A 17,478-nucleotide genomic window follows, 5' to 3' on the forward strand; every position below is an offset into this window, starting at 1 on the left:
TCACGGGAGCCGAGGGCGCTCCGGCTCGCGGCTCCCCTGACGCGCATTCAGCGCCGCTCGTCGGCATCCCCCGTGAGAGGTCGGCGGAGGCGGGCGCGGGCGGCGGAGGCGACGGCGACGGCGACCGCGTCGAGGGCCGGGGTGCGCAGCGCCCACTGCTGCCAGTAGAGGGGCACGTCGACGGGAGCGCCGCCGAGTGCCACCAGCCCCTCGCTGCCGACGGGCGCCTGGAGTTCGGGGAGCATCCCCCAGCCGAGGCCGAGGCGGACCGCTTGGGCGAAGTCGGTGGAGCCCGGCACGCGATGCTGCGGAGGGCCGCCCTCGACGCCTGCGGAGCGGAGGAAGCGCTCCTGCAACCGGTCCTTCTCGTCGAAGACGACGAGCGGAGCGGAACCGAGGGCCGAGAGGTCGCCGGAGGGGAACCAGCGCTCGGCGAAGGCCGGCGCGGCCATCGCGCGGTACCTCATCACTCCGAGAGGCGCGACGGTGCAGCCGAGCACCGCCTCCGCCTCGCCGGTGACGGCGGCCAGCACGGTGCCGTTGCGCAGGAACGCGGCGGTGTGCTCCTGGTCCTCCCGGTGCAGCTCCACCACGACATCGGGGACGGAGGCGAGCGCCGGCAGTACCCAGGTGGCGAGCGAGTCGGCGTTGACGGCGAGCGGGAGGACGACCGGACCGGCGCCCTGGGCGTCCTCGCCACCGAGGGCCCGCACGGCGTCCTCGGCGAGCAGCTCGATCTGCCGGGCGAGGCGGAGCAGGCCGGCGCCGGCCTCCGTTGCGACGACCGGCCGGGAGCGCACCAGCAGCACGCGCCCGGCCGCGGTCTCGAGCGCCTTGATCCGCTGACTGAGCGCGGAGGGGGTGATGTGCAGCGCACGCGCGGCGGCGTCGAAGGAGCCGTGTCGGACGGAGGCGGCCAGCGCACGCAGCCGAGAGAGATCGAGGTCGTCGGTCAACATCAGTACGGCTTACGGTACTGAAGGAGCATGAGCTGGTCTACAGTTCTCCCCGCTCGTAGCGTCAGAGCATGCCGCCCCTCCTCGCCGCCCTCTCCGGACTCGGTTTCGGCTTCTCGCTCATCATCGCCATCGGCGCGCAGAATGCGTTCGTGCTGCGCCAGGGCCTCCGCCGCGAGCATGTGCCGGCCGTCGTCGCGATCTGCGCTGTGGCCGACGCCGCGCTGATCGTGCTCGGCATCGCCGGGATCGGCGCCCTCCTCGAGTCGGCGCTCTGGCTGCTCGCGGTGATCCGCTGGGGCGGCGTCCTCTTCCTCCTGGCCTACGCAGGATTGGCGGCGCGGCGCGCCCTGCGGCCGGGGACCCTCGAGGGCGACCCGGCCGGCGCCTCCACGTCGCTCCGCACGGCGATCGGCACCTGCCTGGCGCTCACGCTGCTCAACCCGCATGTGTACCTCGACACGGTGGTGCTGCTGGGCTCGGTGGCCGCCAGCCACGGCGACGAGCGCTGGTGGTTCGGGGCCGGAGCCGCGCTCGGGAGCGTGCTGTGGTTCACGGCCCTGGGCTTCGGCGCCCGGGTGCTGCGGCCGCTGTTCCGCAGTCGGACGGCGTGGCGGGTGCTCGACGCGGGCGTCGCGGTGGTGATGGTGGTGCTGGCGGTGTCGCTGGCGCTCTCGTGACGCCTCAGCCGGTCGAGCCTCAGCCGGTCTCCACGCTTCGGCCGGTGTCCACGCCTTCGCGGCTCTCCACACGTCAGCCGGTCTCCACGCCTTCGCGGCTCTCCCGGCCTCAGCCGGTGACCGCGGGCAGGGCCGCGGACGCGACGACGGTGCCGGCGGCGTCGGTGATCTCGACGGCGGCGACAGCATCGCGCAGCACGGCCGCGTTCATCTCGCAGTCGAGCTCGGCGGAGCTGCCCAGGAACGAGCCCGACGCCAGGCGCTCCCCCTCGCCCGTCACCAGGACCAGGTCGTAGCTCGCACCGAGCTCGAAGCCGGTGCCGCGGAGGATCGTCTCGGTGCCCCAGGTGTGCGCGACCAGCGAACCGTCGAGCCGGACCCCGGACGCACGCTCGTCGAACGCGATCGCCTCGACCGCGCCGAGGGTGCCGGGCGGCCCGGTGACGGGGCGCTCGCCGGCGGCCTGGAACGCCGAGCCCGCGACGACACCCAGCACGAGGCAGGCCGCAGCGGCGCCGACCGCGAGGGCGAGGCGACCGCGTCGGGAGGGCGGGGCCGCCTCCTCCGCAGCAGCGAGGCCCAGCACCCGCGAGCGCAGCTGCGCCGAGGGCTCGGCCTCGTCCCAGCGGACGAGGCCGCCGAGCCGGTCGAGGACCACACCGAACGAAGCCAGCTCGCGGTCGAGCGTCGGGTCCGCGGCGCGCAAGCGGTCGAACTCGATCGCCTCCTCGGAAGAGAGGTCGCCGGCGAGGGCTGCGGCGAGGAGTTCCTCGCGGCGGCCCCCGGGCTGCTCGACGTCCGTCACGATCGCTCCTCATCGGTGGGGTCGGCGCTCGCGAGGTGATCGCGGAGCGCTCGCAGAGCGTAGAAGGCGCGGGTGCGCAGGGTCGCGACCGGCACGCCCGTCGCCGAGGAGAGGTCGGCGTAGCTCTCGCCGCGGAGGTGGATCGCGACCACCACCTGCCGGTGCTGCTCCGAGAGCCGCGCGAGCGCCTCCGCCATCGCGAGCGGCTCGAGGGGGTCGCGCTCGTCGCCCGGCACCTCCTCCAGGACCTCGGTGGCGACCAGGCGCGGGAGGCGCTGGAGCGAGCGGTGCACGTCGATGACGACGTTGCGGGCGATCGCGAACAGCCAGGTGCGGGCGCTCGCCCGCTCGGCGGAGTAGCTCTCACGCGACCGCCACGCGCGCAGGAACGTCTCCTGCACGCAGTCCTCAGCGAGGCCGCGATCGTGGAGGGCGTTCATGGCGAACCCGAGCAGGGCGGGAGCGTGCTCGTCGAAGGCGGCCGAGAGATCGAGCACGGGCGCCGGAGCGTGCAGGGGCACGGGCGCAGCAGCGGCGCGCGGCTGCTCGCGGGCGGGCCTGGTCATCGCGGGCCCCTCCCGTCGTGGTGCCGTCGCCGTCTGCGCCACATCGCCTCCTCTCGAGGACCGAAGGTCCGTCGACGAGGGGTACGGCCGCGGCGGGTGCGGCGTTCATCGGGAGGCGCGAGCCGCCTCCATGAAGATCTTCTCAGATCGGATGAACGCCGAGCCCGCCCGCGCCGTACCCCCTGCATCGGGCCCACCCGGTCGCCCGCGAACGAAAGGCTCCACCATGACGAAGACGTCCCCCACCCGGAACCGCACGAGCGCCCGCCGGACCCTCGCCCTCGGCGGCATCACCGCCGTCGCCGCCGCCTCCTTCTTCGCCGCCGCGCCGGCCCACGCCGAGACCGAGGTCGCCGAGCCGTCGAGCTTCACGAGCGCGTTCACCGTGATGGCGACGCCCGACCAGGTCGTGAACAACGACTCCGTCGCGACTCCGGGCCAGCCCGGGGCCACGGGCGAGATGACGTTCCGCATCAACAGCGACCTCGAGATCATTTGCTACGACATCACGCTCACCGGGGTGACCGGCGAGTACCAGAGCCCGGCCAAGACCGCCACCCACATCCACCAGGCCGCCGTCGGCAAGGCCGGCCCGCCGCGGATCGCGTTCCCGAACCCCGCTCCCGTGGGCGACGGGCCGCGCACCAGCTCCGGCTGCCTCCAGGGTCCGTTCACCACCGGCATCCAGGCGAACGGCGCCGACACCGGAGCGGGTTTCTCGCTCACGGCGATCGAAGCCGACCCCGCGGGCTTCGCCGGCGACTCGCACACCGCATCGTTCGCGGCAGGAGTCGTGCGCGGCCAGCTCTCGCAGGTCCCCGTCGGGGGTCTGCAGACCGGCGGAGGCGCCGCGGCGGCCGGCAACGACGCCGGAGCGTGGAGCTTGGCCGGCCTCGGCGCGACCGCGGCGCTCGGAGCAGCCGGCGTCGTCGTCGTCGCCCGTCGGCGCACCGCCTCCTGACCGTGGGCACTCGCTCGAGGAGCGGCACCGTCGCGGCGGCGCTCTGCGGGGTGCTGCTCCTCGGCGGGTGCGCAAGCGCGGGGGGCTCGGCGGAGGCCCGCCGGCCCGCGGCGTCGACGCCTCCCGAGCCGACGCCTCCTGCAACCGCGCCCCTCGCAACCGCACCCCCTGTCGCCGCCCCGGCCGTGCAGCGCACCCTGGGTGTCGAGCCGGCCCGCATCGCCGCGCCCGCGATGGGGCTCGACGAGCCGCTGATCGGCCTGGGCATCCAGGCCGACGGGGCGATGGAGGTGCCGGTCGACTACGACGACGTCGGCTGGTTCTCGGGCGGCGGGCGCCCCGGAGGCAGCGGCCGCACGGTGATCGCCGGGCACGTCGACTCGCGCTCCGGCCCGGCCGTGTTCTTCCGCCTCGACGAACTGGCTCCGGGCGACGACGTCGTGGTCACCGGCGTCGACGGCTCCGAGCACCGCTACCGGGTGACCGCCGCCGAGGCGCATCCGAAAGCCGACTTCCCCACCGCCCGGGTGTTCGGGGCGACGCTGGAGGAGGAGCTGGTGCTGGTCACCTGCTCGGGCGAGTACGACAGGACCGTGGGCCGCTACGAGGACAACCTCGTGGTGTTCGCCTCTCCTGCGTGAGCCCGCCGCCGGTCGCACCGCGAGCGGGAGGGGCTCGGGATGGTGCACGCGGGACGGGCGGACGCAAGGGGCCGGGGGCGCGGCCGGGGTGTGATCGGATGAGGGTGGCGGGCCCCCGCCGCCGCACGCCTCCCGCTCCCCACCGCCGTGGCGCGGCCGATCCGAGAGGACGCCTGTGTCCGTCCGCCCCACGCTCTTCGCCCTGCCCGGACTGGGCCTGGACGGCCGCGCCTTCGATGCGCTGGCGGCCGCACTCGCCGATGTCGCCGATGTGGTGGCGCTCGACCTCCCCGATGCGACCGGGACCTCGCTCGAAGCGATGACGACCTCTGTCGTGCGCCGGATCCGCGAGCACGGCGCCTCCCGCTGGCTACTTCTGGGCCACAGCCGCGGCGGCAAGATCGCGTCGCTGGTCGCCTCCCGCACGATGACCGGCCGCTCAGGACTGTTCGGCCTGGCCGGCGTCGTCCTGCTGGCCGGCTCGCCGCTCTCGCCAGAGCCCATGGCACAGGAGCGGCGCGAGCAGATGCTCGCGTGGGTCGCCGACGGTCCGCTCGACGAGGAGCAGGCGGGCACGTTCGTCGAGCAGAACGTCGGGGCTCCGCTCCCGGCCGAGGTCGACGCAGAAGTGCGGGCCGAGCTGCGCCGTTCCTCCCCTGACGGGTGGCGCGACTGGCTCGAGCACGGCAGCCGCGAGGACCGCACCGGCGAGGCGGCGCTCAGTGCCGTGCCGGCCCTCCTGATCGCGGGTGGTGCGGACGGCGACCTCGGTGCCGACGCGCAGCGCCGTCTGAACGGAGCCCACTACGCCCGCGCCCGCCTGCACACGCTCGAGGGCGCCGGGCACCTGCTGCCCTTCGAGCGCCCCGCCGAGGTGGCCGCGGCCGTCCGCAGCTTCTGGCGGGAGGAGGCGGGAGCAGCGCCGGTCGTGCCGGCCGACGTCTCCGCCGTGATCGCCTCGTCGCGCACCAGCACCCGCGTGCGCGCGCTGCTGGCCGAGCGCGCCCTCGCCGACGATCCGCAGTACCGGCCTCGGGTGCTGAGCACGCCGCAGCTCGCCGAGCTGCGCGCGATCGCCGACCGCGTGGTGCCGCAGGAGCCCGCCGTGCCGCAGGAGCGCGTCGCGCCGGAGGAGGGACGGATCGACTTGGCCGCGCGGGTGGACGCACAGCTCGCCGACGGCGAGGGCGACGGCTGGCGCAACGCGGGCCTCCCCGCCGACCCAGTGGCCTACGGGCTGGCACTCGACGCGCTCGCCGGCTTCGACGCGCTCTCGACCGACGAGCAGGACGCGCGATTGCGGGCCCTCGCCGACGGCGCGGTCGCGGTCGGCGCGCTCACGGCCGACCAGCTGACCGCCTGGTTCGAGGACTGCCGCGTCGACCTCGTCCGGCACTGGCTGGCGCATCCCGCCTCGATGGCGCGGATCGGCTACGACGGCTACGCGACGGGCGGTGACACGCTCCCCCTGATCACCGGGTTCCGGATGCTCGCGGCCGACGACCACGAGGCGTGGGAGCCGGGGAGCGCGCGATGACGACCACCACCGGCATGCGCCGCTTCGCCCTCGACGAGACGGTCGACGCCGTCGTGATCGGCACCGGAGCCGGCGGAGCGCCTCTGCTCTCAGTGCTCGCGGCGCGGGGGCTGCGCGTGGTCGCCCTCGAGGCCGGTGCCCACCTCGATCCGCTCCACCACACCGCGGACGAGACCGCCGCGACCGAGATCAACTGGATGGAGGAGCGCCTCAGCGCAGGCACGACCCCCACCGCGTTCGGACCGAACAACAGCGGACGCGGCGTCGGCGGCTCGACTCTGCACTGGGGAGCGTTCACGCCGCGGCCCGACCCTCGCGACCTGCGGTTGCAGAGCGAGGCGGGCGTCGGACGAGACTGGCCGATCACGTCGGCGGAGCTCACTCCGTACCTCGAACGAGTGGAGGCGGACATCGGCGTGGCGGGGCCGACGGAGTACCCGTGGGACCGCTCCCGCCGCTACCAGCAGGGACCGCTCGCGCGGAACGCCTCGGCCGACATGATGCTCCGCGGCTGCGCGGCGATCGGGATGCGCGCGACCGATGCCCCCACGGCCGTGCTGAGCGCGGCGCGCGGCGGCCGCCCCGCCTGCGTCAACTGCGGCCAGTGCCACCAGGGCTGCCGCACCGGTGCCAAGGCGAGCATGGACACGACCTACCTTCCGGAGGCAGTGCGCGCGGGCGCCGAGATCCGAGCCGACTCGTTCGTGCACGGCATCGAGCTCGACGCAGCCGGGCGCGTCAGCGCCGTGCTCTACACGACGGAGGGCGTCGAGCGTCGGCAGCGCTGCTCCGCTCTCTTCCTCTGCGCGGGCGGAGTCGAGACGCCGCGCCTCCTGCTGCACACCGGTCTCGCGAACGGCAGCGGGCAGGTGGGGCGGAACTTCCTGGCGCACGGGGCGACGCAGGTGTGGGGAGCCTTCGAGAGTGAGATGCGCGGATACCGCGGGTACCCCTCCTCCGCGATCACCGAGGACACCGTGCGCCCGACCGACGCGGACTTCGCGGGCGGCTACCTGATCCAGAGCCTCGGAGTGATGCCTCTGACCTACGCGACCTCGCTCGCGCGCGGCGGCGGGCTCTGGGGCCGCGAGCTGATGGCGGCGCTCGACGGCTACCGCTTCGCAGCGGGAGTCGGGATCAACGCCGAGTGCCTCCCGGCCGAGGGCAACCGGCTGGAGCTGAGCGACGAGCGGGATGAGCACGGGGTGCCGAAGGCGCGCATCACGTTCTCGGCGGGCTCGAACGAGGAGGCGATCGAGCGGCACGCGATCCGGACGATGACCGCGATCGTGGAGGCGGCAGGCGCGACCAGCACGCGAGTGCTCGCCCGGACGGCGCACACCCTCGGCACGGTGCGGATGGGCGCCGACCGGGACGACGCGGTGGTCGACGCGGACGGGCGCAGCTTCGACGTACCGAACCTGTGGGTGTGCGACAACTCGGTGTTCCCGAGCGCGCTGATCGCGAACCCGGCGCTGACGACGATGGCGCTCTCGCTGCGGACGGCGGACCGCTTCCTGGCGTAACGGTCTCCGCTATGGTTCCGCCGAAACAGCGGCCTCGGATGGGATCGTGCCGAGGACATCGCCGTCGCGGAGTATCCGCGCGATCCGGGCGAGCCGCCCGTACGCCCCCAGCGCGACCGGCGCCGGGGAAGAGCGCAGAGCATCACCATCCCGTTCCTCCTCGGAGCTCAGCCACACGGCGCGGTCCTCGCGGGCCCGGCGGTGGTGGGCGTGGCGACGCTGCTCAGGCAGCTCCTCGCGGAGCCGCGCCAGGGCGCGTCGCGTCCGTCCCCTACACGTCGTGAACCAGGGACCCCGACATGAAGGGGGCGGAGCCACCCGATCCCGGCGATCCGCGACCGGGGGAGCCCTGTGGAGGGACGTTCACCCGCCGAAGCCTCGGCGCAGCAGCCCGCGCCGAGGCTCAGCAGCGCGCCTGCGCCGCCCCTACTCTCCCTCCGGGTAGTCCGTTCCGCGGCTCAGCGACTCCCAGGCGTCGGCGTCGGCGCGGAGGGCGTCGAGCGCCGAGCGGAACGCGTCGGAGGCGTCGGAGCCGAGTAGGAGCAGGGACGGCGTCGATTCGGACTCGACCACCCGGATCAGCGCCTCCGCGGCTCGCGCAGGGTCGCCCTTCTGCGTCCCGTGCACCGTGTCGTTCTCCTTCCGGCGCCGGCCCGCGGTCTCGGCGTAGTCGGCGATCGGAGTCGCAGACTGAGTGAGGGAGCGGCCCGCGAAGTCGGTGCGGAACCCGCCCGGCTCGACCGAGAAGGCCCGGATGCCCAGCGGCGCGACCTCCTTGCGCAGCGACTCCGTCAGTGCCTCGATCGCGGCCTTGACGGCGGAGTAGTAGCCCGAGCCCTCCGGCGAGAGGCGCGCGCCGATCGAGGACAGGTTCACGATCGTGCCGGAGCGGCGCTCGCGCATCCCCGGCAGGACGGCCTTGATGGTGCGGACCGTGCCGAAGAGCTGGGTGTCGAAGAGCTGCCGAACGGCCGGCTCCTCGCCCTCCTCCACAGCGGCGCGGTAGCCGTAGCCGGCGTTGTTGACGAGGACGTCGATCCCGCCGAAGCGCTCCTCGGCGGCGGCGACCGCGGCGGCGACCTGCGCGTCGTCGGTGACGTCGAGCGGCAGGGCCAGGGCGGTCTCCGCGAACGGCCCGGTGATGTCGCGCACGGAGTCGACGTCGCGTGCGGTGACGACGGCCCGGTCGCCATGGGCGAGGACGGCGGTCGCGAGGGCGCGGCCGAGGCCGGTCGAGCAGCCGGTGATGAGCCAGATGGTCATGGTTCCTTCTTCCTGTGAGGTGGGATCCTGCCCGTCCAGCATTCCAGTGCTCCCGAGCGATCGGCCGACAGGGGTGGACGGCTCACATGTACCGCCCCGCCACCTCCGCGAGGCACTCGCGGAAGACCCGCACCGCCGGTGACGCCAGCTGCGCCTCCCGCTGCGCCGTGAAGATCGTGCGGCGGGGAGCGCCCGGCAGCTCCAGCAGACGGCAGTCCGGCTCGGCGCCCGCCCAGACCAGGTCGGGCATCAGCGCGACCGCGTTGCCGGACGCGGCGAGACGGATCTGCGCCTGGAGGTCGGCGGTCTCGAAGCGGACGTCGGGCTCGAAGCCGGCCACGCGGCAGGTCTGCTCGGCGAAGTGGCGGCTCGCGGTGCCGCGCGGCTCCATCACCCAGGCGCAGTCGCGGGCCGCGGCGAGGTCCACGACGGCGGAGTCCCGGCTCACCGCGAGCCGGATCGCGTCGGTCGTCAGATCGCTGCGCACCAGGCCCGGCAGCCACGAGGTCGAGTGCCCGGGGTACTGCTCGGCGACGACGAGGTCGAACTCGCGCGCCCACGAGGTCTCGTGCAGCGCTCCCTCCGGCTCGCGCTGCACCATCTCGACCCGCACCTCCGGGAAGCGCTCGGCGACGGCCCGGAGAGCGCCCGGCATCAGCGCGAGCGCCGCGGACTGGAAGACTGCGACCCGCACCCGCCCGGTGACCGACTCCCCCGAGGCCGCGAGCGCCGCCTCCGCCCGCTCGAGCAGGGCCAGTACCTCACCGGCCGCCGCCACGAGGATCTCGGCCTGCGGCGTCAGCTGCACGCGCCGGCCCGCCTTGCGCAGCAGTTCCACTCCGGTCTCGCGCTCGAGCACCGAGAGCTGCTGCGAGACGGCGGAGGGACTGTAGGCCAGAGCCTCCGCGGCGGCGGCGAGGGTGCCGCGGATGGCGACCTCGCGCAGCAGGACCAGGCGGCGGACATCGAGCACGGCACCGCTCCCATCGTTCAGCAGAACTGACCGGTACCGGTAAGGAACGGTCGCTTCTGCTCAACGGTACCCGGTCGAATACTGGAGGAACCGCTTCCCTCGCAGCAGAAGGACCGCACCATGACGGATCTCGCCAGCCCCGCACTCGGCACCGGCCCCGGCAGCACCGGCCCCTCGCCCGACTCCGTCGCTCCGCGGCTCGTCGACGAGAGCATCGCCCTGGTGCGGCGCTGGCTGCGCGAGGCCGCGGCGATCCCCGTGGACGCCTCCGGTGCGCGGCTGGCCGGCGTGCTGAAGGACCCGTCGGGCCTGGACTTCACGGTCGGCTTCGTCGACGGAGTCGTCCGCCCCGAGGACACCAGGGTCGCCGCGGCGGCGCTGAAGGCGATCGCGGGCGGCGTGCCGGGCTTCCTCCCGGCTCCGATGCGCGCCGCGGTCGCCCTCGGCGGCGTGATGGCGCCGCTTCTCCCGGACGTCGTAGTGCCGATCGCGCGCCGCGTGCTGCGGCGGATGGTCGGCCACCTGATCATCGACGCGACCGACTCACGGCTCGGCCCGGCGATCGCCGCGATCCGCCGCGACGGCGTGCGGCTGAACATGAACCTGCTCGGCGAGGCCGTGCTCGGCCGCGCGGAGGCGCAGCGCCGCCTCGAGGGCACGCACCGCCTGCTCGCGCGCGACGACGTCGACTACGTCTCGATCAAGGTCTCCTCGAGCACCGCTCCGCACACCCCGTGGGCGTTCGACGCCGCGGTGGACGACATCGTCGCCGAGCTGGCGCCGCTGTTCGCGCGGGCCGCCGCCGCCTCGCCGCAGAAGTTCATCAACCTCGACATGGAGGAGTACAAGGACCTCGACCTCACCATCGCGGTCTTCACGCGGATCCTCGACCGGCCCGAGTTCGCGGGCCTCGAGGCCGGCATCGTGCTGCAGGCCTACCTTCCTGACGCGCTGTCGGCGATGATCCGCCTGCAAGAGTGGAGCACCGCCCGTCGCGCGCGCGGCGGCGCCGGCATCAAGGTGCGCCTGGTCAAGGGCGCGAACCTGCCGATGGAGCAGGTCGAGGCCTCGGTGCACGGCTGGCCGCTCGCCACCTGGAGCAGCAAGCAGGACTCGGACACGAACTACAAGCGTGTGCTCGACTACGCGTTGCAGCCCGAGCGGATCCGCGCCGTCCGGGTCGGCGTCGCCGGGCACAACCTCTTCGACATCGCCTACTCGTGGCTGCTCGCCGGCGAGCGCGGGGTCCGCGACGGCATCGACTACGAGATGCTCCTCGGCATGGCGCAGGGCCAGGCGGAGGCCGTGCGCCGCACGGTCGGGTCGCTCCTGCTCTACACGCCCGTCGTCGCGCCGGCCGAGTTCGATGTGGCGATCGCCTACCTGATCCGCCGGCTGGAGGAGGGGGCGTCGAGCCAGAACTTCATGTCGGCCGTCTTCGAGCTCGAGGCCGACCCGGCGCTCTTCGCGCGGGAGGAGGAGCGGTTCCGCGCCTCCGTCGCCGGCCTCGACACAGCGGTGCCGCCCGCGCATCGCGTGCCCGACCGGTTCGCCGCGAGCGGCCGCCCGGGGCTCGGCGACTTCCGCAGCACACCCGACACCGACCCGTCCGTCGCGGCGAACCGCGAGTGGGCGCAGGGGATCCTCGCGCGCGTCCCCTCCTCGCGCGCAGGCGTCGAGGCGATCGAGGCCGCCACGATCACCACCCGCGGCGAGCTGGAGTCGGTGCTCGCCGGAGCTCGCGCGAGCGGCTGGAGCGGCGTGCCGGCCGACGAGCGCGCCCGCGTCCTGCACCGCGCCGGCGACGAGCTGGAGGCGCGCCGAGCCGAACTGCTGGAGGTGATGGCGGCCGAGGGCGGCAAGACGATCGACCAGGGCGACCCCGAGGTCTCGGAGGCCGTGGACTTCGCGCACTACTACGCCGAGCGCGCCCGCGAGCTCGACGCGGTCGACGGCGCCCGCTTCCACCCGTCTGCGCTGACGCTGGTCGCTCCGCCGTGGAACTTCCCGGTGGCGATACCGGCCGGCGGCGTACTCGCCGCGCTGGCCGCCGGCTCCGCTGTGGTGCTCAAGCCCGCAGGTCCCACCGCGCGCTGCGGTGCCGTGGTGGCCGAGGCGCTGTGGGCGGCGGGAGTGCCCCGCGAGGCGCTGCGACTGCTCCGTCTGCCGGAGGAGGAGCTGGGACGGGACCTGATCGCCTCCCCCACGGTGGACCGCGTGATCCTCACCGGCGCCTACGAGACAGCAGAGCTGTTCCGCTCGTTCCGCCACGACCTGCCGCTGCTCGCCGAGACCAGCGGCAAGAACGCGATCGTCGTCACGCCCTCGGCCGATCTCGACCTCGCGGTGAAGGACGTGGTGGCGAGCGCCTTCGGGCACGCCGGACAGAAGTGCTCGGCCGCCTCGCTCGTGGTGCTGGTCGGCTCCGTCGCCCGCTCGACGCGGTTCCGCGCGCAGCTGCTCGACGCGGTCTCCTCCCTCACGGTCGGCTACCCGACCGACCCGGCCACGCGGATGGGCCCGGTGATCGAGCCCGCCGGGGGCAAGCTGCTCCGCGGCCTGACGACGCTCGGCGCGGGCGAGAGCTGGCTGCTCGAGCCACACCGGCTCGACGACTCCGGCCGGCTGTGGAGCCCGGGCGTGCGCGACGGCGTGCGCCGCGGCTCCGAGTTCCACCGCACCGAGTACTTCGGGCCGATCCTGGGGATCATGACGGCGGCGACCCTCGACGAGGCGATCGCGCTGGTGAACGAGGTCGACTACGGGCTCACCTCGGGCCTGCACGCGCTCGACCCGGACGAGATCGGCACCTGGCTCGACGGGATCGAGGCCGGGAACCTGTATGTGAACCGCGGGATCACCGGCGCGATCGTGCAGCGCCAGCCGTTCGGCGGCTGGAAGAAGTCGGCGGTCGGGCCCGGCACGAAGGCGGGCGGGCCCGATTACCTGCTTGGGCTGGGCTCGTGGAGCCCGGCGCCGGCGGAGGCGACGGCTCCGGTCGTCGGGCCGGCCGCCCGGCTGCTGGCGGCGGCTCGCGGCGAGCTCTCGGAGGAGGAGTACGCCGGTGTCGAGCGGACGGCCCGCAGCTGCGCGGCGGCGTGGGCCGCGGGCGCCCCCCGCGATGTGACGGGACTGGAGGCGGAGCGGAACGTGTTCCGGCACCTCCCCTACGACTCCGCGGTGCTGGTGCGACTGGCCGCCGGGGAGCCGCTGGGCTCGCTGGTGCGCGTGGTCGTCGCGGCGGCGACCGCGCGGGCGCGCGTGGTCGTCTCGAGCGCGGTGGCACTGCCTCCGCGGCTCGCCGCCGGACTGGACGCGGCGGCCGGCGCCGTGGTGATCGAGGACGACGCGGCGTGGGAGGGGCGGGTGCGCGCCCACGGCGCCGGACGCGTGCGGCTGCTGGGCGCCTCCGCCACGACGGTCACCGCCGCGACCGGCGGCCGCCCCGACCTCGCGGTCTACGCCGGCGAGGCGACCGAGGCGGGCCGCCTGGAGCTGCTGCCGTTCCTCCGCGAGCAGGCCGTCTCTATCACGGCCCACCGCTTCGGCACCCCCGACCACCTCACGGACGCCCTCCTCTGACCCCCGTCGCGAGATGCCACTTGCGTACGCGACACGCCGTGCGGGGCGTACCCAAGTGGCATCTCGCGGCTGAGAGAAGGGGCTAGAACAGGCCGAGCGGGGAGGCGACCGAGGCGAGGACGCCGGGCGCCGCGATCACGCTGAGGCGGCCGACCTCCTCCGGGGTCAGCTCCGGCAACCGCTGGGCGAGGTCGAGGAAGCGCTCGACCTCGGACTCCTCGAGCACGTCGGCCGCGAGGGTGCGGAACTTGGCGATGTACTGCTCGCGGCTGAACGGGTGCGCGCCGAGCGGATGCGCATCCGCCACCGCGATCTCGTCGACGATCGTGGTGCCGTCGGTCAGCAGGATCTCGACGCGGGCGCCGAACGCCTTCTCGGCGGGATCGGTGGAGTGGTAGCGGCGCGTCCACTCAGCGTCCTCCTCGGTGCTCACCCGGCGCCAGAGCGCGACCGTGTCGGCGCGGGCGGCCCGCTCGGGGGCGTAGCTGTGCACGTGGTGCCAGGCGCCGTCCTGCAGCGCCACCGTGAAGATGTAGGGCACCGAGTGGTCGAGCGTCTCGCGGGAGGCGGTCGGCTCGTACTTCTGCGGGTCGTTCGCTCCCGAGCCGATCACGACGTGGGTGTGGTGCGAGGTGTGCAGCACGATCCGCTCGACGCGCTCCGGATCGGCGGCTTCGGGGTGGGTGCGGTGCAGGCGGCGGGCCAGGTCGATCACGGCCTGGGCCTGGTACTCGGCCGAGTGCTCCTTCGTGTACGTGTCGAGGATCGCGCGCTTGGCCTCGCCCCGGTCGGGGAGAGGCACGTCGTAGCTCGCGTCGGGCCCGTCGAGCAGCCACGCGATCACACCGTCCTCGCCCTCGTAGATCGGTGAGGGACTGGTCTCACCGCGCATCGCCCGGTCGACGGCCTCGATCGCCGCCTTGCCGGCGAACGCCGGGGCGTAGGCCTTCCAGCTCGAGATCTCGCCCTTGCGCGACTGCCGCGTGGCGGTCGTGGTGTGCAGCGCCTGAGCGATCGCCTGCTCCGTCGTCGCGACGTCGAGGTCGAGCAGCGTGCCGATCCCGGCGGCGGCCGAGGGGCCGAGGTGCGCGACGTGGTCGATCTTGTGCCGGTGCAGGCTGATCGCGCGCACCAGGTCGACCTGCACCTCGTAGCCGGTGACGATGCCGCGCACGAGCTGCGCACCGCCGATGCCGGCGTGCTGGGCGACGGCGATCAGCGGAGGGATGTTGTCGCCCGGGTGCGAGTACTCGGCCGCGAGGAAGGTGTCGTGGTAGTCGAGCTCGCGCACGGCGACCCCGTTGGCCCAGGCCGCCCACTCCGGGGAGACGCGACGGGCCGGATCGACACCGAGCACGACCGAGCCCTGGCCGCCGATGGAAGCGGGGTGCGCGAGCGCCTGCGAGCGGGCGGCGACGACGGGGCGGCGCAGGAGCGACGCGGTGGCGACGGCGGCGTTGTCGATCACGCGGTTGACGACCATCTCGGTCACGTCGTCGTCGACTGCGACGGGGTCGGCGGCGATCTCGGCGAGGGCGTGGGCGAGCTGTCCGTGGCGCGGGAGCTCCTCCTCGCTGCGGTGGACGCGGACGTGGTGTTCGTGCACGGGCGGCTCCTTCGGCTCCCGTCCAGGCTATCGCCGCGGTGCGGCGTGCTGAGGTGCGGCGTGCTGAGGCGGAACAGCGCTCTCGGAACGTCGATCGCCGACGGGAGCGGCGGGCAGAATGGCGGGATGTCCTCCCCCACGCGCGTCGCGGCGTTTGACTGCGGCACCAACTCCCTCCGCCTGCTCATCGCCGACGTCGACGACGGGCGCCTGGTGGACGTGCAACGCCGCACCGAGCTGGTGCGCCTCGGGCACGGGGTGGACCGCACGGGCCGCTTCGACCCCGCGGCGCTCGAACGCACCCTCGCCGTCACCCGCGAGTACGCGGCCGCCGCGCGCGAGGCCGGAGCCGCGCGCCTGCGCTTCGTCGCCACCTCGGCCACCCGTGATGCCGACGACCGCGCCGACTTCCTCGCCGCCGTCGAGCGGATCCTCGGGGTCACCCCCGAGACGGTCACCGGCGACGAGGAGGCACGCCTGTCGTTCCGGGGTGCGGTCTCCGCCGTCGACTCGGCCCGCCCCGTGCTGGTCGTCGATCTCGGCGGCGGCTCGACCGAGCTCGTGCTCGGCGGCGCGGAGCCGGAGCAGGCGCACTCGATGGACGTCGGCAGCGTGCGCCTCACCGAGCGCCACCGCCGCGCGGCGGGCCCGAGCGACGGCGAGCGCGCGTCGATCCGCGCCGACGTCCGCGCCGCTCTGGCCGCCTCCTCCGTCGACCTCGCGCAGGCCCGCAGCGTCGTCGGCGTCGCCGCGACCGTGCTGACGATCACCGCGCACGTCCTCCGCAGCACCGACCGCGCGGTGCTCGAGGCCGCCCTCCCCCTGGCCGACGTGCTCGCCGCCTGCGACGAGCTCGCCGCGCTCTCCCCCGCCGAGACGGCCGCCCTGCCCTGGGTCCGCGCCGGTCGCGAGGACGTGCTCGCCGCCGGCGCGCTGATCTGGGGCGAGGTCCTGCGCGCCGTGCAGGAGGCCTCGCCCGGGGTCGTCGACGTCCGCTCCACCGCGCACGACATCCTCGACGGCATCGCCCTGGGCCTCGCCTGAGTCCCTTCGTCAGGCGGTGAGGGCGCTCCCCGAGTCGCGCGGGAGGCGTGCGGCGGCGGCGAGGGGGACGAGGGTCAGCGCCGTGAGGACGAGGAAGGCGACGCGGTACGGGACGAGGCCCGGGCCGAGCGCGGTTCCGACAGCGAGCGCGACGGCTCCCACCGCGACTCCGAATCCCGCCGCGATCTGCTGCGTGGTGGCGTTGAGGGTGTTCGCACCCGACATCCCCTCCTGCGGCACCTCGGCGAACGTCACGGTGTTGTACGCCGTGAAGCCTGCCGAGCGGGCGACTCCGCTCAGCACCAGCAGCGCCACCACGAGCGGCACCGGAGTCGCCGGAGTCAGGAAGGCCATCGTCGCCATGCACGCCGCACCGATCGCGCTCGCGGCGACGAGCACCCAGCGGAAGCCGAGCCGACGCAGCAGGCCCGTCGTCGCGGGCTTGATCGCCAGATTTCCGGCGAAGAGCGCCAGCACCACGGAGCCGGCCTGCACCGGGCTCCAGCCGAAGGCGTCCTGGAACATCAGCGGCAGCAGGAAGGGCACCGCGTTCACGGTCGCCCGGTAGAGCGATCCGCTCGCGTTCGCGACCCTGAAGGTGCGGAACCGGAACGCGTCCAGGCGCACCAGCGGATGCGCGGCGCGGCGTAGATGCCGCACGGCGAGCGCCGTCACGACCAGGCCGATCGCTGCCGGCGCCGCGGCACGCCCGTCCAGGTCGGCGCCGGTCAGGAGCCCCGCCGCTCCGACCAGCGACCCGAGCCCGACCGCGACCAGCACCAGCCCGGTGACGTCCAACGGAGGCGGTGCCGACTCGGCGGTTTCGGGGACGATCCGGCGCGCGATGACGAACGCGACCGCGCCCAGCGGCAGGTTGATCGAGAAGATCCAGTGCCAGGAGGCGACCGTGGTGAGCAGGCCGCCGAGGAACGGCGCGATCACGGGGGCGACCAACCCCGGCCAGACCAGGATCGCGATGGCCTGGATGATCCCCTGCCGCGGCGTCGCCCGCAGCACTGCGAGCCGACCGACGGGAACCATCAGCGCGCCACCGACTCCCTGGAGCACGCGGGCTCCGACGAGCAGAGGGAGCGTGGTGCTGAGCGCGCAGAGGAGCGAGGCGAGGGTGAAGACGGCGATAGCGGTCGTGAAGACGCGGCGCACCCCGAAGCGCTCGCTGAGCCAGCCGGAGGCGGGGATGAGCACCGCGACGGTCAGGAGGAACGCGGTCACGGTGACCGACACCGCGGCGGAGTCGACGCCGAGGTCGGCGGCGATCGCGGGGGCCGCCGTGGTCACGATCGTGGCATCGAGGTTCTCCATGAAGAAGCAGCCGGC

Annotated in this window: 14 protein-coding genes; 7 read left to right on the plus strand and 7 right to left on the minus strand. The window is 74.3% G+C overall.

Annotated elements, in window-relative coordinates; translation table 11 throughout:
- Positions 1 to 47: 47 nt before the first annotated feature.
- Positions 48 to 959, minus strand: a complete 912-nt coding sequence (locus GSU10_RS13480; RefSeq protein WP_068212492.1) for a LysR family transcriptional regulator ArgP — start codon at positions 957 to 959, stop codon at positions 48 to 50.
- A 68-nt stretch (positions 960 to 1,027) separates the two neighbouring features.
- Here GSU10_RS13480 and GSU10_RS13485 point away from each other — a divergent pair, with 68 nt between their 5' ends.
- Positions 1,028 to 1,636 (plus strand): LysE/ArgO family amino acid transporter, encoded by a 609-nt coding sequence (locus GSU10_RS13485; protein ID WP_068212493.1) that lies wholly within the window; start codon positions 1,028 to 1,030, stop codon positions 1,634 to 1,636.
- A 109-nt stretch (positions 1,637 to 1,745) separates the two neighbouring features.
- Here the strand turns inward: GSU10_RS13485 and GSU10_RS13490 are convergent, their stop codons facing one another.
- Positions 1,746 to 2,441: a hypothetical protein gene (locus GSU10_RS13490; protein ID WP_068212494.1), complete on the minus strand. Its 696-nt coding sequence runs from the start codon at positions 2,439 to 2,441 to the stop codon at positions 1,746 to 1,748.
- A complete protein-coding gene (locus GSU10_RS13495; RefSeq protein ID WP_068212495.1) occupies positions 2,438 to 3,007 on the minus strand; it encodes a sigma-70 family RNA polymerase sigma factor in 570 nt (189 codons plus the stop codon). The genes GSU10_RS13490 and GSU10_RS13495 overlap by 4 nt, the downstream gene beginning before the upstream one ends.
- A gap of 226 nt (positions 3,008 to 3,233) precedes the next feature.
- Here GSU10_RS13495 and GSU10_RS13500 point away from each other — a divergent pair, with 226 nt between their 5' ends.
- From GSU10_RS13500 to GSU10_RS13515, 4 genes are all read left to right on the plus strand, one after another.
- Positions 3,234 to 3,968: a CHRD domain-containing protein gene (locus tag GSU10_RS13500; protein ID WP_068212498.1), complete on the plus strand. Its 735-nt coding sequence runs from the start codon at positions 3,234 to 3,236 to the stop codon at positions 3,966 to 3,968.
- A 185-nt stretch (positions 3,969 to 4,153) separates the two neighbouring features.
- Positions 4,154 to 4,609, plus strand: coding sequence for a class F sortase (locus GSU10_RS13505; protein ID WP_236713676.1), 456 nt, complete (start codon positions 4,154 to 4,156; stop codon positions 4,607 to 4,609).
- Between the two features lie 175 nt (positions 4,610 to 4,784).
- Positions 4,785 to 6,146, plus strand: a complete 1,362-nt coding sequence (locus tag GSU10_RS13510) for an alpha/beta hydrolase (protein ID WP_158286113.1) — start codon at positions 4,785 to 4,787, stop codon at positions 6,144 to 6,146.
- Positions 6,143 to 7,672 carry a GMC family oxidoreductase gene (locus GSU10_RS13515; RefSeq protein WP_068212736.1) on the plus strand — a complete coding sequence of 510 codons (1,530 nt, stop codon included), beginning with the start codon at positions 6,143 to 6,145 and terminating at the stop codon, positions 7,670 to 7,672. The genes GSU10_RS13510 and GSU10_RS13515 overlap by 4 nt, the downstream gene beginning before the upstream one ends.
- 426 nt (positions 7,673 to 8,098) lie before the next feature.
- On the opposite strand, the gene GSU10_RS13520 is transcribed toward GSU10_RS13515, so the two are convergent.
- Both GSU10_RS13520 and GSU10_RS13525 read right to left on the minus strand, forming a co-directional pair.
- On the minus strand, positions 8,099 to 8,935 hold the full coding sequence (locus GSU10_RS13520) for an oxidoreductase (RefSeq protein WP_132505042.1): 837 nt from the start codon (positions 8,933 to 8,935) through the stop codon (positions 8,099 to 8,101).
- A gap of 82 nt (positions 8,936 to 9,017) precedes the next feature.
- Positions 9,018 to 9,908 carry a LysR family transcriptional regulator gene (locus GSU10_RS13525; RefSeq protein WP_068212733.1) on the minus strand — a complete coding sequence of 297 codons (891 nt, stop codon included), beginning with the start codon at positions 9,906 to 9,908 and terminating at the stop codon, positions 9,018 to 9,020.
- 120 nt (positions 9,909 to 10,028) lie between these two features.
- On the opposite strand from GSU10_RS13525, the gene GSU10_RS13530 reads away from it, so the two are divergent.
- Complete coding sequence (locus GSU10_RS13530; protein WP_132505044.1) at positions 10,029 to 13,490, plus strand: bifunctional proline dehydrogenase/L-glutamate gamma-semialdehyde dehydrogenase; 3,462 nt, start codon at positions 10,029 to 10,031, stop codon at positions 13,488 to 13,490.
- 82 nt (positions 13,491 to 13,572) lie between these two features.
- Here the strand turns inward: GSU10_RS13530 and GSU10_RS13535 are convergent, their stop codons facing one another.
- Entirely contained in the window at positions 13,573 to 15,096 is a 1,524-nt protein-coding gene (locus GSU10_RS13535) for an MmgE/PrpD family protein (protein WP_068213644.1), read from the minus strand.
- A gap of 126 nt (positions 15,097 to 15,222) precedes the next feature.
- Here GSU10_RS13535 and GSU10_RS13540 point away from each other — a divergent pair, with 126 nt between their 5' ends.
- Positions 15,223 to 16,140: a Ppx/GppA phosphatase family protein gene (locus GSU10_RS13540; RefSeq protein ID WP_132505046.1), complete on the plus strand. Its 918-nt coding sequence runs from the start codon at positions 15,223 to 15,225 to the stop codon at positions 16,138 to 16,140.
- A gap of 9 nt (positions 16,141 to 16,149) precedes the next feature.
- On the opposite strand, the gene GSU10_RS13545 is transcribed toward GSU10_RS13540, so the two are convergent.
- Complete coding sequence (locus GSU10_RS13545; RefSeq protein ID WP_132505048.1) at positions 16,150 to 17,463, minus strand: MFS transporter; 1,314 nt, start codon at positions 17,461 to 17,463, stop codon at positions 16,150 to 16,152.
- Positions 17,464 to 17,478 lie beyond the last annotated feature (15 nt).

It is taken from the genome of Rathayibacter tanaceti (assembly GCF_009834165.1).
Taxonomy (GTDB): domain Bacteria; phylum Actinomycetota; class Actinomycetes; order Actinomycetales; family Microbacteriaceae; genus Rathayibacter; species Rathayibacter tanaceti.

What these genes read in the sequence shown, in the direction of transcription:
- GSU10_RS13530 (WP_132505044.1), top strand. Translation starts at nt 10,029, where the DNA reads ATGACGGATCTCGCCAGCCCCGCACTCGGCACCGGCCCCGGCAGCACC.
- GSU10_RS13500 (WP_068212498.1), top strand. Translation starts at nt 3,234, where the DNA reads ATGACGAAGACGTCCCCCACCCGGAACCGCACGAGCGCCCGCCGGACC.
- GSU10_RS13540 (WP_132505046.1), top strand. Translation starts at nt 15,223, where the DNA reads ATGTCCTCCCCCACGCGCGTCGCGGCGTTTGACTGCGGCACCAACTCC.
- GSU10_RS13515 (WP_068212736.1), top strand. Translation starts at nt 6,143, where the DNA reads ATGACGACCACCACCGGCATGCGCCGCTTCGCCCTCGACGAGACGGTC.
- GSU10_RS13480 (WP_068212492.1), bottom strand. Translation starts at nt 959, where the DNA reads ATGTTGACCGACGACCTCGATCTCTCTCGGCTGCGTGCGCTGGCCGCC.
- GSU10_RS13485 (WP_068212493.1), top strand. Translation starts at nt 1,028, where the DNA reads ATGCCGCCCCTCCTCGCCGCCCTCTCCGGACTCGGTTTCGGCTTCTCG.
- GSU10_RS13545 (WP_132505048.1), bottom strand. Translation starts at nt 17,463, where the DNA reads ATGGAGAACCTCGATGCCACGATCGTGACCACGGCGGCCCCCGCGATC.
- GSU10_RS13520 (WP_132505042.1), bottom strand. Translation starts at nt 8,935, where the DNA reads ATGACCATCTGGCTCATCACCGGCTGCTCGACCGGCCTCGGCCGCGCC.
- GSU10_RS13495 (WP_068212495.1), bottom strand. Translation starts at nt 3,007, where the DNA reads ATGACCAGGCCCGCCCGCGAGCAGCCGCGCGCCGCTGCTGCGCCCGTG.